Below are 13613 nucleotides of genomic sequence, written 5' to 3' on the forward strand. Positions count from 1 at the left end.
CCGCACGGAAGTACGCCGGGCACAACAGAACCATGTGATCCACGCACACGCCGATGACCTCGCATCGCGCAAGCGCGCGGCCGACACGCTGGCCGCTGCGAACTCACGGCAACGTCAGCGCGGTCCGGACGATCGGATGCATGGGATTCCTGGCGTCGCTGAAAGCGGTTCGCTCGCTGCCGGAGCTGGTCGCCGGTAGCGCGTCGCCCAACACACTTACGGTGTCGTCGCCCTGGTCGGCCTATCCCTCGCACCTGAATCAAGTGGTCTGGCCCGATCTGGTCGGCCTCGAGAACGTACTACCGATGACCCGCATCGAGGCGATGAGCGTTCCCGCGATGGCACGTGCGCGGCGCATCATCGCGGGTTCGATTGCGCGAATGCCGTTGCGCGCCTATCGAATTGACGATCTCCTGTCGCAACAGCCGGAGTGGTTGACCCGTACCGATGGGCCGGTGTCACCGTTTCATCGGATGCTGTGGACGGTTGATGATCTGCTGTTCTGGGGCTGGTCGCTGTGGTCGCTCACGCGCGACGGGGCCGGGGCCGTGGTGTCCGCCGACCGCGTGCCGTGGGAGCGGTGGGAGTTCGACACCGTGGGCCGCATCGTCATCGATGGCGAGCTGGTGGCCGATACGTCGGTATGCCTGATTCCCGGTGTGGACGAAGGTCTTCTGTACTTCGCACAGCGCGCGATCCGGCACGCGGCGAAGTTGATCGCCGCCGCCGACAAGGTGGCCGACACGCCGTCGGCGAATCTCGAGCTGCACCAGACCACCGATGCTCCGATGCCGCAGCCCGAGATCAATGCGCTGGTGTCGCAGTGGGCCGCCGCGCGACGCGGCGCGAACGGCGGTGTGGCGTACACCAATCACGCGATCGAACTCCGCGAGCACGGCGCGCCGAATGAGCATCTGCTCATCGAGGGCCGCAATGCCGCCGCCGTGGATATCGCGCGCGCCGCCGGTATCCCGGCGACGGTGATCGACGCGACCGGCCCCACGGCGTCGCTGACCTACGAGACCACCGCCGGGCGCAATGCCGAACTGGTGGATTACGGACTCGCGCCGTACATGTCGGCGATCTCCGCGCGGCTGGGCATGGATGACATGGTGCCCGCCGGTGTGCGGATCGCGTTCGACCCAGAGGAATTCGTCGGGCCCGCTGTGCGGGTTCAGGTTCCCGACGATGGCGGACCGCTATCTCAGCGACCCGTCGCCGCGCCCAGCGCTTCCCCCGCTGCGCCGGGCGCGGCAACCCCCGCACGGACAGGAGCGCGCCAATGACCCTGATCACCGAGAACGGCTGGCCGCAGATCGACGCGGACAACCTCGACCGTGGCGCGGTGCCTGGTACCCGCGCGGTGGTGGAGCTGCGCGCGGGTGACGTGTCCACGGTGCTAAAGGGTTGGGCCGCTTGGTATCACCGCAACGTCGAACGTATCGACACCGGGCAGCGTGACGAGTGGGGCTGGTCGGCGACGAACGACGTGTGGAACTCAAATCATCTGAGCGGCACCGCGATTGATATCAACGCCACCCGCTACCCGTGGCAGCAATACACCATGCCCGCCGACCGGGTGGCCACCGTGGAACACGGACTGGACCTGTTCGAGGGAACGGTGTTCTGGGGCCGCTGGTGGGACCGGCCCGACGAGATGCATTACCAGATCAATTGTGACGCACAGGAATTGGCGCGATTCGCGGCGAAGCTGCGCGCCGGATACCTGGGCATCTACGCATCGGAGGACAACGATATGACCGACGAAGATCGGCGAATGCTGCGCGAGGTCTGGGAACAGCTGCGCGGCCCCGGCGGCAAGGGCTGGCCGCAGCTGGGCAAGAACGCCAAGGGCGAGAACCTGAGCCTGGTGGATGCGCTCGCCGCACTGAAGGGCGGGGCGGCGAAATGATGTGGTTCGTCATCCTTGCGTTCGCAATCGCTTGCACCGCAATGGTTTCCGTCGGTGCCATGGCGGTGTTGCTCGTGTCGATCACCAACGCGCTACAGGCGCGACGCGTGCCGGAGCTGGCCGCCGATGACCGATGAGCCGACCCAGGTACAGCACCCGGCGCGCGCGGCGGTCCGATCGACCGCGGCGACCCTGGTCGGGCTCGGCCCGCTCGTGCCGCTGCTGGTGGCGAATCTGGGCCAGACCCGCGCCGCGATCGTTCTCGCCGCCGCGCTAGCTGGAAACGCCGTCATCACGCGCGTGCTCGCGCTGCCCGAAGTAGAGGCGTGGCTACAGCGCGCGTTGCCCGTGCTGGCCGCCACCACCGCCGCAATCCCCGGCCGACACCGGAGGGACGAGCAATGACCGACGACATGCTGTGCATGGTCGCCGACGCCGACGTGATCGCCGACGCCGCGCGTCGCATCATCACCGGTCTGGCGCTGCCCTACGGCGTAGCGGGCCGGACCAATCGCGGGCGCGTGACCGTGGAGCGGGGCGCGATTGCGATTCCCGGTGACCTGAAGCGGGTCAAGCTGTTCCGCGATCACCGCCGCCCTGACGGCACCGGTACCCCGGTCGGCTACGTCACCGCCGCCGACGACGGCGATACCGGTCTGTCGCTCACGTTCAAGGTCGGCACCGGCGCAGATGGCGATCTGGCGCTGACCGATGCGGCCGAAGGTATCCGCGATGCCCTGAGCGTGGAGCTGTCGGGCGTGGAGCTGTCCCCCGATGGTCTGCGCGTCGTGCGCGCCACCCTCGACGGCGTGGCCCTGGTGGCCATTCCCGCGTTCGACGATGCCCGCGTTCACTCCGTGACCGCAGCCACCCCCGGACCTGAAAACCCAACCACCGCAACGGAAGAGGCCACGATGACCGAAACCCCCGCCGCCGCGACCATCGACGCGCCCGCCGTCGTACTCGCCGCCGCCACCCCCGAACCGCAGCCGGCCGTTTCCCCGCCGGCACTTTCCCCGCAGCCGGCACTTTCCATGCCGGCCGCCGCCCCCGGTCAGCTGCTCGCCGCCGCGCGCACCGAACCGCGCCCGATGTCCTACACCGATGTGTGCGACACCTTGCAGGCCGCGCGCAACGGTGACATGACGCTGACCGCCGCACTGGCCGATATCACCCGCACCGCGAACCCCTGGGTTTCCCCGGATGGCTGGGTTGGCGAATTGTGGTCCGGTGTCGCCTACGAGCGGGCGGTGGTGCCGCTGCTCACCCCCGGCGCGCTGGCGCATTGGAAGGTGACCGGCTGGCGCTGGGTCACCAAGCCGCAGGTTGGCGACTACGCCGGAGACAAGGCGGAGATTCCGACCAATCCCGTTACCACCGAATCGGTTTCGGTGGAGGCGAAGCGGCTCGCCGGTGGCCATGATCTTGACCGCAAGTTCCTGGACTTCAATGACCAGGACTTCATTGCGTCGTACTTCCGGGCCATGGCGGAGGACTACGCCTACGAGTCCGACCAGCGCGCCGCCGCGTTCGTCGTTGCGTCGGCGACCGCCGCCGGGTCTGCGGCGAATCTGCTCAAGGCCGTGGCGACCGGCGCGAACTACGTGAAGATCAACAGCCGCGCCCGCGCCACGTTCGTGCTGGTGAACCCCACCGATTTCATGGGGTTGCTGGACATCACCACCCAGGAGTTGCCCGCGTTCCTGGCGCTGCTGGGTATCGACCCGTCCGCGTTCACCACCTCGGAGTTCGTACCAGCCGGAACCGTGATCGTCGGCGCACGCCCGGCCGCCACCTTCTACGAGTTGGGCGGTTCGCCTATCCGCGTGGAAGCGGTGGACCTGGCGCGCGGCGGCCACGACGGCGCGGTGTTCGGCTACTACGCCACGCTGCTGCACCACGCGAAGGGCATTGCGAAAGTCACCATCACCCCGGCCCCGTAAGGAGTCCGAGCATGACCGCACCTGTAGGCCCACCCGCGATCGGCATCACCGACGTGAAGGCGTATCTGTCGCTGACCGACACCAGCGACGACGCCGCACTGACCGAAGTAGTGGACGCGGTGAACGATCTCATGGCGCACTGGTTCGGCCCGGCCGTCATCGTCGCCGACGAATGGCCGGACCGATTGGTACAGGGCGCGGTCATGCTCGCCGCGCGGATCTACCGCCGCCGTAATTCGCCGTCCGGTGTGGAGTCGTTCGGCGAACTCGGCCCGATCTATGTGCAACGCAACGATCCCGATATCGCGCATCTGCTCGGCCTGGGCGCGTACGCCCGTCCGGCGGTGGGCTGATGGCGCACAGCATCGACGTGGCCGCGCTGCTCGACATCGTGGTGAGCCAGCTCCGCGCGGCCGGAATACGCGCCAGCGTGGACCCGCGTGACCTCAACCCGCCGTGTGCGTGGGTGGCCGCGCGAACGGTCGCCCATGACTTACTCGGCGGAGGCGGAACAGTCACCGCGGATATCTACCTGATCGCCCCGAACATCGGTGTACCGCAAGCACTGAAGACCCTTACCGGTCTGCTCGACCAGGCGCTGACCGTGATCGCACCGGATGCCGATACGTCCCTGTCCGAGCGTGTACCGCTGCCGTCCGGCGGTGATCCGCTGCCCGCGTTCCGAATCACTGTGGACCTCGAAACCTGTTAGGAGACAAGCAATGCCGGTAGCAAGCTACAAGATGGGGCCGGGCACTCTGACCCTCGGCGACGTCGGTACGAACATTGACATTTCGTGCCAGATCACCAGCGCCACACTGTCGCCGGACAAGAACAAGGATGACGATCTCAACACCCTCTGCGGTGGTGTGCTCGCCGGTGAGATCACCTACGACTGGACCCTGAAGGCCACCATCATTCAGGACTTGTCCACTAACGGAATCAACACCTGGAGCCTCACCCACGCGGGCGAACAGGTGCCGTTCAAGTTCGTGCCGAACACCGTGCTGGACAAGGGATTTCAGGGCACGCTGACCGTCGATCCGCTCGCGATCGGCGGTGACGTGAAGACCCGCCCGACGGCCGATGTCGAGTGGTCGGTGGTCGGTCAGCCCGTCGCCTACGACCCGACGCCGCCGTAGCCATGGCGCGCGGCGCGCTGGTGCGCGTGGACGGCATTCAGCAATTGCGGCGCACGCTGCGCCGCGCCGGTGCCGACATGACCCAGCTGAAGGAAATCAACAAGGCGGTGGCGGAGACCGCCGCCGGTGGTGCCCGTGCGGTCGCACCGCGCCGCACGGGTGCCCTGGTCGGCACCATCCGCACCAGCGCCACCCAGAGGGCCGGTGTGCTCAAGGCCGGTACCGGTTACCGGGGCCGCACGCCCTATGCCGGGGTCATCGAATGGGGCTGGCCCACACGCGGAATCACCGCCGACCCGTTCCTGACCAAGGGCGCGCAGGACACCGAAGAGCAGTGGACACAGCAGTACTTCGATCACCTCACCGAACTCATCGAATCAGTCAGAGGAGTGTGAACCATGGCCGTGATGCGCGTACGGCTCGATATCGAAATGCTCGACGGCACAGAGCATTCCGACATTGCGACCACCGTTGCCGACCACATGTCCTATGCGCGCACGCGGCGCGCGCAGAAGTGGGATGCCCCGCAGGACGACATGATCACGTACCTGCATTTCCTGGGCTACGCCGCGCTGCGGCGACTCGGGCTGTTCCCCGGCAACTGGGATGAGTTCGTGAGCCAGGCCGCCGCCGTCGCCGAAGCGGGCGAGGCCGAACAGGTGGACCCTACGAGCCCGGTTCGTACGAGCGTCAGTTAGTCGCGCTCGCCGTAGCCACCAACACCATGCCCGCCTGGTGGCTGGCCGAACCGGATGAGGTGATCGCGACCGCGATCGACGTATTGCACGAAGCCAACGAGCGCGCGAAGGGGTAGACCATGGCAGCGAACCGCACCGCGATTCTGTCCGTGCGGATCATCGGCGACGGTTCCAATGCCCGGCGCGAACTCGAGCGCACTGCATCCGCGATCGGCGGACTGGCACGCACGGTCACCAAGATGGCAGCGCTCACCGGTGCCGCTGCGGCGGCGGCCGGTGCGGTCGGTTCACTCGGTCTCGGGCTGGCCGGTGTCGGCGCGCTCGCCGCGCCCGCTATCGCTGCGGTCGCGCTGGGTATGGACGGCATCAAGCAAGCCGCTCAGGGCGCGGCCCCGGCGTTGGGCCGGTTGAAGGAAGCCGTGTCCGGCACCTTCGCCAACGAGATGGCATCGTCGTTCGAGAAGCTGGGCGGACTGCTCGACCAGATCACACCGCAGATGCAGGGCATCGCGTCGGCGGTGTCGTCGGTGTTCGGGGCGGTAGTCGATCAGCTGGCCGGGCCGGGTTCGGCCGCTCTCGCGCAATTGCTTTCCGGCGCACAGCAATTCGTTCGCGCGCTGGGGTCGGGGCTGGCCAGCATGACGCAAGGTCTTCTTGATTTCGGGGCCGCTGCCGAACCGGTGGCGGGCAAGATCGGAACCGCGTTCGGGTCGGTGCTCGACCAGATCGGTTCGGCGTTCTCCCAGCTCGCCGCGAACGGCACGCTGACCGCGTTGTTCGATGGGTTCGCCCAAGCGATCACCGGCATCGGTCAAGTCGTCGGCCCGCTGATTCAGACCCTCGCGCAGCTGGGCGTAGTGATGGGTCCGGTGCTCGGCACGCTGGCGACCACGCTCGGCGGTGCGCTGACCGCAATCACCCCATCGCTACAGCAGATGGCGGGCACCATCGGGACCGCCCTTGTCCAGGTGTTTTCTGCCCTGGCGCCGGTGCTGCCGGTGATCGCGAATGCCTTCGCGCAGCTGCTCTCCGCGCTCGCTCCGCTGATACCGCCCTTCGCCCAGCTCGCCGCGATCCTGATCGGGGGCCTGGCCCAAGTCGTCGTTGCCCTCGCGCCCGCGATACAGCAGGTCGCGACCGCCCTCGCAGCTGCGCTAATGCCGGTCCTACCCGTGGTCGCGTCGCTGTTCACTCAGCTCGCGCCCGTCCTCGCGCAAGTCGCTGGCCAGATCGGTACCGCCCTGGTGTCCGCGATCAACACCCTGGCCCCGGTGCTGCCCGATCTGGTGGGCGCGTTCGTGAATCTCGTTGTCGCTCTTGCCCCTTTGCTGCTGACCTTCGCCGAACTCGTGACCTCCCTGCTACCCCCGCTCGCGGAATTGCTGGTGTCGCTGTCGCCGCTGATCATCGCGATAGTCGACGCCGCGGCTTCCCTGGTCGGCATGTTGCAAGGTCCGGTAGCAGGCGCGATGAGCATCGTCACCGGCGCGATCACTGCGGTGATCAACGCCATCCGCTCACTGGTCGACTGGATAGGAAATATCCACTGGCCTTCGCCGCCCAGCTGGCTAACCAGTCTGTTCGGCGGTCCGGTCGCTGAGCTGGTCGGTGTGCCCGCCGCCGCCGGGTTCGATGTGCTGCGATTCCTGCCCGCCGGGTTCGATGCCTTCGCCGCGCCCGGCCCGGAGCTGACCGCCGCCGCGCCGCCGCTGCTGGGCTGGGCCGCCGCTGCGGCGGGCGCATCGATGGCGGCCCCGCAGATCACCACCGTGAACATCACCGTGGAAGGGGCGGTGGACCCGCAAGCCACCGCGTTGCAGATTCAGCGCATCCTGTCCGGGCGCAACATCACCGTGGGCGCATCGGCCGCCATTGATCTGCGGGTGGCCTGATGCCCTACAACCCGGTGCCCTACATCGTGCTCGACGGCGAGCGCCTGCAATGCGACCCGAAGCTGATCGGCACGGCCGCGCTGGCACTGGCCGGTATCAAAGTCGATTGGGGCCGTGACGACTACATCAGCCACGCGCGCCCCGGCACCGCGCAGGTATCGGTGCTCGACCGCACCGGGACCTTTGCCGACAAGGTGGCCGCGAAACAGATCATCGGCCGCCGCATCGAATTGTGGTGGGAGCACACCGCAAGCGGCATCACACAGCGATGGTTCGCCGGGCGCGTGACCGGCGCGACCGCACGCCCGGCGAACCGTGACGGCCTGGCCGGATGGATCGTTGCCATTACCGCCGCCGCCAAGGATGCCGATCTCGGAAACGTGGTCATGTCGCCGGGCACCTGGCCCACAGAAACAATGATCACGCGCGCCAATCGAATTGCCGACGCTGCCGTTCCGGCGGAAATCAGCGCGTTCTATTTCTACCCCGGAAGTGTGAATATCTCGTGCTGGCCGCTGGACGTGAAGGGCCGTGATCTGCATTCGCTGTGCGATGAGTTCTATATGTCCATGGGTGACACGTACTCATATCACCCGCACACCAATGTGATTCGGCATCTGTACCGGCGCAGCTACGAGGCGCTGATATACCTCGTGCAGATGCCCGACGGCCTGGTCTACGTGCAGGCCGGGAACATCATCTACGACTCACAGACCTACAAGGGCGTCGGTCTACCGGGGTGCGACACCACGGCCGACGACGGAATTCAGTTGGCCCCCAACAGTGTTGTGACTCGCGTACAGGTCGGTTGGAAGGATGCACCCAACGGTGGCGGCGACGTGACCACCGTGGCGCAGGTACCGGAGGGCGACACCAACGGCCGACGCACCGTGCAATTCACATCGTGGATAGACAACGGAATTCATATCGACCCGATGGTGACCGAAGTCCTGGCGCGCGGACAGTACGAGGGCGCATTGCCCAAACACCCACCGGTCACGTGGGACACCCGCCGCACCAATGGATTCCATTCCCAGGCCGAAGCCGAAGTGTTCACGCTGGCAGCGGAAACGCAAGGCATCGTGTACGTTTCGTCATCGGTCTATTCCGCCTGGCTGCCGTCCATCATTCCGATATGCGCCATCATCGGAGGCACCATCGAATACGACGGCGGATGGATTATCAGCACCACCCTGCAATACATCTGGAAGACGAACACCACAGCGGCCGTGCTCTGGAATCAACTCGCCACCTCATTGCAGTGGCGCACCAACGCCGCCGGTCAGCTCTCGCCGTCGGTGTCCTGGAACGACTTCCGGTACCTCACCAATCCACTGGTCTACGCACCCAGCTAGGAGACCCGCAGATGCCCGCCGAAACACCCATCTACCACTGGCCCTATCCGGTCGCGACCGACCCGATATACCAAGGGGCACAACAGATGCAGTCGCTCGCGACCGCGATTGAAGCGACGTTCACCGCCGCTACTGTTCCGCCCGGTGCGTCGCCGCCGCCGTCGGCATCGGCTGTGCGCACGTCCGCCCTGAGCGCGAACAACTCCGCGGATACCTTGGTCACCTGGCAGTCGGCCGAATGGGACACTGCACCTGGCGGTCAAGCCCAGTACTCAACAGCCGGGCTGACGTGCCGCGTCGCCGGGCTGTACCTCATCGAGGCAGTCTGGACATGGGCGGGCAATGCGACCGGACGCCGCGCGCTGAAGATCACCAAGAACAACACCGGCGCGGCCGGGTCGATACTGGCCCGCGCGGACAACGCGAACTCATGGGACAACATCGTCATGGCATCGGGCGTCAAGCGCTTGGCCGTGAACGATGTGCTGCGCCTACTGGTCACCCAGGATTCAGGCGGCGCGCTCACCGGCGGACAGACGATGTTCGCCGATGTGCGCGGGCGACTGACTATGACCTACGTTCGGGCAGTGCCCTAGCCTCGTTTCGAATCTCGGTGTCCTGCACCGAGATTGGCTCGACATCGATCACTCTGAAATCGCGCAGCTCGACCAGACCAGCCGAGATCAGCTCATCGACATCGGGAGCGTCGACCGGCACCTGAAAGCCGCTGGGGTCCAACGCCGCCCAAGTGCCGTCGTGGTTCTGAACCCATCCCATGTACTCGGGTTCGTCGGCCGCCGACGTCATTGCACCCGCCCCGAGTCGGGAACCAACTTGCCCGCCTCACGCAACGTCTCGAATGCGGCTGTCTTAGCAGCACACTCGCCTACGAAACACTCGCGGTGAACCTGCATCGCGTTGTGTGCGGCCGTAGTACTCGAGCTGGGCCACTCCCGATTTCGACAATCAACCTTCGCGATTAGCGCTTCGTCCCATCTCATCTCGATCGCCTGCCCTATGTGGCAGCACCATCGGCACCGCCGGTTAGTGGTGGACTAATCAGTCCTCCGAGGACTAGTCCTATGAGGACTATAGTCTTCGTAGGACTAGCCATGCATCCCGAACTGCGATCATTTGGGGCGAGCACTCACCCCGCGAGATGAAGGCGAAGCCAGACATGAACGCCAAAGACCGAATCGCCCAGAACATTGCCTACTTCAGAAACAAGACCGTTAACCCGGAGACAGGCGTACCGCCTATGACCCAGGAACAGCTGGCCGACGCGATTGGAATGACCAAGCGCCAAGTCGGCCGCTACGAACAGGGCGACCAAGAGCCGTCCGGTTCGACCCTGGACAAGATCGCCGACGCTCTCAACCTCGCGCCCGGTCAGCTGTTCCGCCGAACACAAACCGGCCCGGACCTTTCCGGCCTGTGGTGGGTTAGCTGCCAGGTCTGGAAGGACGGCGTAGAGCGCGTTGACACCAACGCCGTCATGGTGCTCCAGGACGGCGACCACCTCACCCTCGACAGCGACCGCGCCCAGGGCGAAAACGCCATCGAGGCAGGCGATTACGCATGGGTCGGCGAGCTGGTCCACCGCCGCGCAACGCGCACGCTCATCGGCTGGTACGAGTCGGCCGACGAAGGCACGGACTACTCCGGGTCGTATTGCTTCACCCTGCACCCGCAGGGAACCCACGCCGTCGGCCAATGGTGCGGCCCCGACTTCGACGGAATCGTCGTGTACGGGTGGGCGATCATGGCGCGATCGAAAGCCCTTGCAGAACAGCAATTGGCGTTGGCGATTGCCGACGCGGAACCGAACGGGAATCTACGAACATGGCCGAAAACGTCTCCGTAGCAACGGTTTACCTCTCCGGCTCTGGCTTGCCGCGTGAGTGGTTTTCCAAGCTCACGCACGCCCTGGTCGCCGAACATCTTGCAGCGACCGGCACAGTGTTCGAACGCGCACACCCCGACAACGGGGGCGATGTGCTGGTTCGCCTGCACACGCGGGCCGACCACATAGAACCGATTCGCCAACGCGCGCACCTGGCAGAGGTGCGCGCGTATCCGCTTCAATGCGCGCCCGACTACGCGGATTGGGTACGGGCAGAAACAGCGGCACCGGCCCCCACGCCGGGAACCGGTGCCACGAAGAACGTCAATCAGCTGTAGGCCGCCGCCTCGACCGTAGACCGCAGGTCTTCGTGCCTGGTCTTCACATACCGCCGCGTGGTGTCGGCACTCGCGTGGCCCAGCAATTCCTGGACAACGAACACATCCCGCTTCACGCGATATGTCCTGGTGCCGAACATGTGTCGCAGCTTGTGCATGGTGTTCTCATCATCCAAGTGCCGACGCACCAGCTTGCCGACGTAGGCGGCCGACAGGTGCCCCACCCCGTACCGGCCGGGGAAGAAGTAGCCCGGCCCAAGTGCACGGAGCTGCTCGGCCAAATCGTCGCGCAGTGGCACCAAGCGTTCCTTGCCGCCCTTGCCGTGAATCCTGATCCACCACCCGTCGTCATCCTCGATCAGGTCGCGCGAATGTGCCTGCGCCACTTCGCCGCGCCGCATTCCGGCCTCTGCCGAGAGTCGCAGCATCAGCCGTTCGCGCGGCCTGGCGTCCGCGAGCGCCTGCCGGTAGACCCCATACGGTGTCGGCCGGGGGTTGGGCTTGCTCGGAGCGACCGACGGCAACTCCGCAGCAGCGTTCTCGGTGGCATATCCAGCGACCCGGCCCCAGTCCCAGAACTTGCGAAAGGTCTGGTAGTAGCTGCGTCGCGTCTCGGCCTGCCATTCCTGCCGCCCAACCCAGTCGATCAGCTGGCGGCCGGTCACGTCCCACGGCACCGGAACACCGATGGACCGCGCGAGCCTGCGCATGTGGTACGTGTGAAGGTCTACGGAGTTCTTCACAATTCCGCTGGCGCGCAACGCAATTGAGAAGTTGTCGAGTGCTGGAACCCACGCCACTGGTAACGGTGAACCGAGTACCTTCAACCCCCGAGATTTTGGACTCTGTTCGACCGCCGGTAATCCGCCCCTGGTCATATGTTCAACGTTACGGCGACTCATCAGCTACCCGTCGAATCGCCACAACCCCAGATTCGGGGACACGCCCGCGTTTCTGATCATGGTTGCTGACCTTCGGGGTTAGGCTCAATGCCGCGCAGTTAGCGGTTGGGGATGCCTGTCAAGCGAGTGTCGTTGCGGGACTTGACATGTTGTGAAACGAGACAGCGGAACTACTGGTAGAGAGGTTTTGTCCTCCAAGACAAACCGTCCACCGGGAGTTCCGCTGTCTGTTCAGTCTGTCATCAAACATGTGTCGGTGGTAGCGGCGGGGGTGTTCGCGCCGGGTCATCTGGGGGAGTTGACCCAGATCGTGCCATTCGAAATGGTCGACGCCGCAGTGGAATCGGGGCGAGCGAGACAGAGGCGGGTGCGGGATCTACCCTCGCGGGTGGTGGTGTATCTGCTGTTGGCCGGGGCGTTGTTCACCGAGCTCGGCTACACCCAGGTATGGGCCCGGATGGTCGCGGGCCTGGACGAAATCCTCGTGGCCCGCCCCGGTTCCTCGGCCTTGGCCCAGGCCCGCCGCCGAGTCGGTGCCGCACCGTTGCGGGAGTTGTTCGGGCTGCTCGCCGGTCCCGCTGCCGGCGCGGCCCGATGGCGCGGCCTGTTGGTCTGTGCGGTCGACGGCACCACCATGTTCGTGTCCGACTCCGCCGCCAACGCGGGTACCTTCGCCCGTCAGGGCGGCGGCAACGGCGACTCGGGGTATCCGATGCTGCGACTGCTCGCGGTGGTGGCGTGTGGCACCCGCACCGTCATCGACGTCGTGTTCGGCACCTCGGGTGTCTCCGAGATCGCCTATGCCCCAAAGCTTTTCCGATGCCTGCACGAGGGGATGTTGTTGCTGGCGGACCGCAACTTCGCCAGCGCCGCGCTGATCGGACAGATCGCGCAAACCAAAGCCGACCTGCTGATCCGTGACAAGACCAACCGTGTGATGCCGTTGATCGAGCGGCTGCCCGACGGGTCGTGGCTCGCGGTGAAGGGTCCGGTAGTTCTGCGGGTAATCGACGCCGACATCGCGCTCACCCCGAAAGGCGGACCACCCCGCCGCGAACGCTACCGGTTGCTCACCACCTTGACCGACCATCACCGCTACCCGGCGATGGAGCTGGTGCGGCTCTATCACCAGCGCTGGGAGATCGAAACCACCTACGCGGAACTGAAATCGACCATGCTCGGCGGCCGGGTACTGCGCGCCCGCACACCCGCCGGGATCGACCAGGAGGTCTATGCCCTGCTGAGCACTTACCAAGCGCTGCGCATCGCCATCGCCGACGCCACACACCCGCAGGCCATACCCCTGCAAGCCAGCTTCTCCATTGCACTCAATACCGCCCGCGACCAGGTCGTGGCTGCCGCCGCGGTCATCGCCGACACCGCCGTCGACCTGGTCGGACGGATCGGCCGCACGGTCTTGGCCGACCTCCTGCCCGCACGCCGACCACGCCAAAGCCCCCGCGTCGTCAAGCGAGCGATCTCCAAACACCGCGCCAAAGGCGCCATCGACCGCACCAATTATCCCACCGTCACCATCACCATCAACCTGCGAAAACACCCGAGTTGACCGCAGACAGGTCGGCCTAAC

General features: G+C 65.9%; 17 protein-coding genes. 15 read left to right on the forward strand and 2 right to left on the reverse strand.

Annotated elements, in window-relative coordinates:
- Nucleotides 1-140: 140 nt before the first annotated feature.
- The 12 genes from OHB26_RS03640 to OHB26_RS03695 all read left to right on the forward strand — a co-directional run bounded on the left by OHB26_RS03640 (nt 141) and on the right by OHB26_RS03695 (nt 9538).
- On the forward strand, nt 141-1286 hold the full coding sequence (locus OHB26_RS03640; protein WP_330182816.1) for a phage portal protein: 1146 nt from the start codon (nt 141-143) through the stop codon (nt 1284-1286).
- Nucleotides 1283-1912 (forward strand): M15 family metallopeptidase, encoded by a 630-nt coding sequence (locus tag OHB26_RS03645; RefSeq protein WP_330182817.1) that lies wholly within the window; start codon nt 1283-1285, stop codon nt 1910-1912. The genes OHB26_RS03640 and OHB26_RS03645 overlap by 4 nt, the downstream gene beginning before the upstream one ends.
- 126 nt (nt 1913-2038) lie before the next feature.
- Nucleotides 2039-2317 carry a hypothetical protein gene (locus tag OHB26_RS03650; RefSeq protein WP_330182818.1) on the forward strand — a complete coding sequence of 93 codons (279 nt, stop codon included), beginning with the start codon at nt 2039-2041 and terminating at the stop codon, nt 2315-2317.
- Nucleotides 2314-3855: a phage major capsid protein gene (locus OHB26_RS03655; RefSeq protein ID WP_330182819.1), complete on the forward strand. Its 1542-nt coding sequence runs from the start codon at nt 2314-2316 to the stop codon at nt 3853-3855. The genes OHB26_RS03650 and OHB26_RS03655 overlap by 4 nt, the downstream gene beginning before the upstream one ends.
- 11 nt (nt 3856-3866) lie before the next feature.
- Nucleotides 3867-4208 carry a phage head-tail connector protein gene (locus tag OHB26_RS03660; protein WP_330182820.1) on the forward strand — a complete coding sequence of 114 codons (342 nt, stop codon included), beginning with the start codon at nt 3867-3869 and terminating at the stop codon, nt 4206-4208.
- Nucleotides 4208-4567: a hypothetical protein gene (locus tag OHB26_RS03665; protein ID WP_330182821.1), complete on the forward strand. Its 360-nt coding sequence runs from the start codon at nt 4208-4210 to the stop codon at nt 4565-4567. The genes OHB26_RS03660 and OHB26_RS03665 overlap by 1 nt, the downstream gene beginning before the upstream one ends.
- A gap of 10 nt (nt 4568-4577) precedes the next feature.
- A complete protein-coding gene (locus tag OHB26_RS03670) occupies nt 4578-4997 on the forward strand; it encodes a hypothetical protein (RefSeq protein WP_330182822.1) in 420 nt (139 codons plus the stop codon).
- A gap of 2 nt (nt 4998-4999) precedes the next feature.
- The gene (locus tag OHB26_RS03675) at nt 5000-5392 is read left to right on the forward strand and encodes an HK97 gp10 family phage protein (RefSeq protein WP_330182823.1); all 393 of its coding nucleotides are present in this window, start codon (nt 5000-5002) and stop codon (nt 5390-5392) included.
- Nucleotides 5393-5395: 3 nt separating this feature from the next.
- The gene (locus tag OHB26_RS03680) at nt 5396-5695 is read left to right on the forward strand and encodes a hypothetical protein (RefSeq protein WP_330182824.1); all 300 of its coding nucleotides are present in this window, start codon (nt 5396-5398) and stop codon (nt 5693-5695) included.
- A gap of 119 nt (nt 5696-5814) precedes the next feature.
- The gene (locus tag OHB26_RS03685) at nt 5815-7587 is read left to right on the forward strand and encodes a hypothetical protein (protein ID WP_330182825.1); all 1773 of its coding nucleotides are present in this window, start codon (nt 5815-5817) and stop codon (nt 7585-7587) included.
- Entirely contained in the window at nt 7587-8942 is a 1356-nt protein-coding gene (locus tag OHB26_RS03690) for a hypothetical protein (protein ID WP_330182826.1), read from the forward strand. The genes OHB26_RS03685 and OHB26_RS03690 overlap by 1 nt, the downstream gene beginning before the upstream one ends.
- An 11-nt stretch (nt 8943-8953) precedes the next feature.
- Complete coding sequence (locus OHB26_RS03695) at nt 8954-9538, forward strand: hypothetical protein (protein ID WP_330182827.1); 585 nt, start codon at nt 8954-8956, stop codon at nt 9536-9538.
- On the opposite strand, the gene OHB26_RS03700 is transcribed toward OHB26_RS03695, so the two are convergent.
- On the reverse strand, nt 9510-9749 hold the full coding sequence (locus tag OHB26_RS03700) for a hypothetical protein (RefSeq protein WP_330182828.1): 240 nt from the start codon (nt 9747-9749) through the stop codon (nt 9510-9512). The genes OHB26_RS03695 and OHB26_RS03700 overlap by 29 nt on opposite strands.
- Nucleotides 9750-10119: 370 nt before the next feature.
- Between OHB26_RS03700 and OHB26_RS03705 the strand changes: the two genes are divergently transcribed.
- Both OHB26_RS03705 and OHB26_RS03710 read left to right on the forward strand, forming a co-directional pair.
- A complete protein-coding gene (locus OHB26_RS03705) occupies nt 10120-10806 on the forward strand; it encodes a helix-turn-helix domain-containing protein (RefSeq protein ID WP_330182829.1) in 687 nt (228 codons plus the stop codon).
- Entirely contained in the window at nt 10785-11123 is a 339-nt protein-coding gene (locus OHB26_RS03710) for a hypothetical protein (RefSeq protein ID WP_330182830.1), read from the forward strand. The genes OHB26_RS03705 and OHB26_RS03710 overlap by 22 nt, the downstream gene beginning before the upstream one ends.
- Here OHB26_RS03710 and OHB26_RS03715 read toward each other — a convergent pair.
- A complete protein-coding gene (locus OHB26_RS03715; protein WP_330182831.1) occupies nt 11114-12001 on the reverse strand; it encodes a tyrosine-type recombinase/integrase in 888 nt (295 codons plus the stop codon). The genes OHB26_RS03710 and OHB26_RS03715 overlap by 10 nt on opposite strands.
- A gap of 274 nt (nt 12002-12275) precedes the next feature.
- Between OHB26_RS03715 and OHB26_RS03720 the strand changes: the two genes are divergently transcribed.
- Complete coding sequence (locus OHB26_RS03720) at nt 12276-13592, forward strand: IS4 family transposase (RefSeq protein WP_330182832.1); 1317 nt, start codon at nt 12276-12278, stop codon at nt 13590-13592.
- Nucleotides 13593-13613 lie beyond the last annotated feature (21 nt).

Source organism: Nocardia sp. NBC_01503 (assembly GCF_036327755.1).
Taxonomy (GTDB): domain Bacteria; phylum Actinomycetota; class Actinomycetes; order Mycobacteriales; family Mycobacteriaceae; genus Nocardia.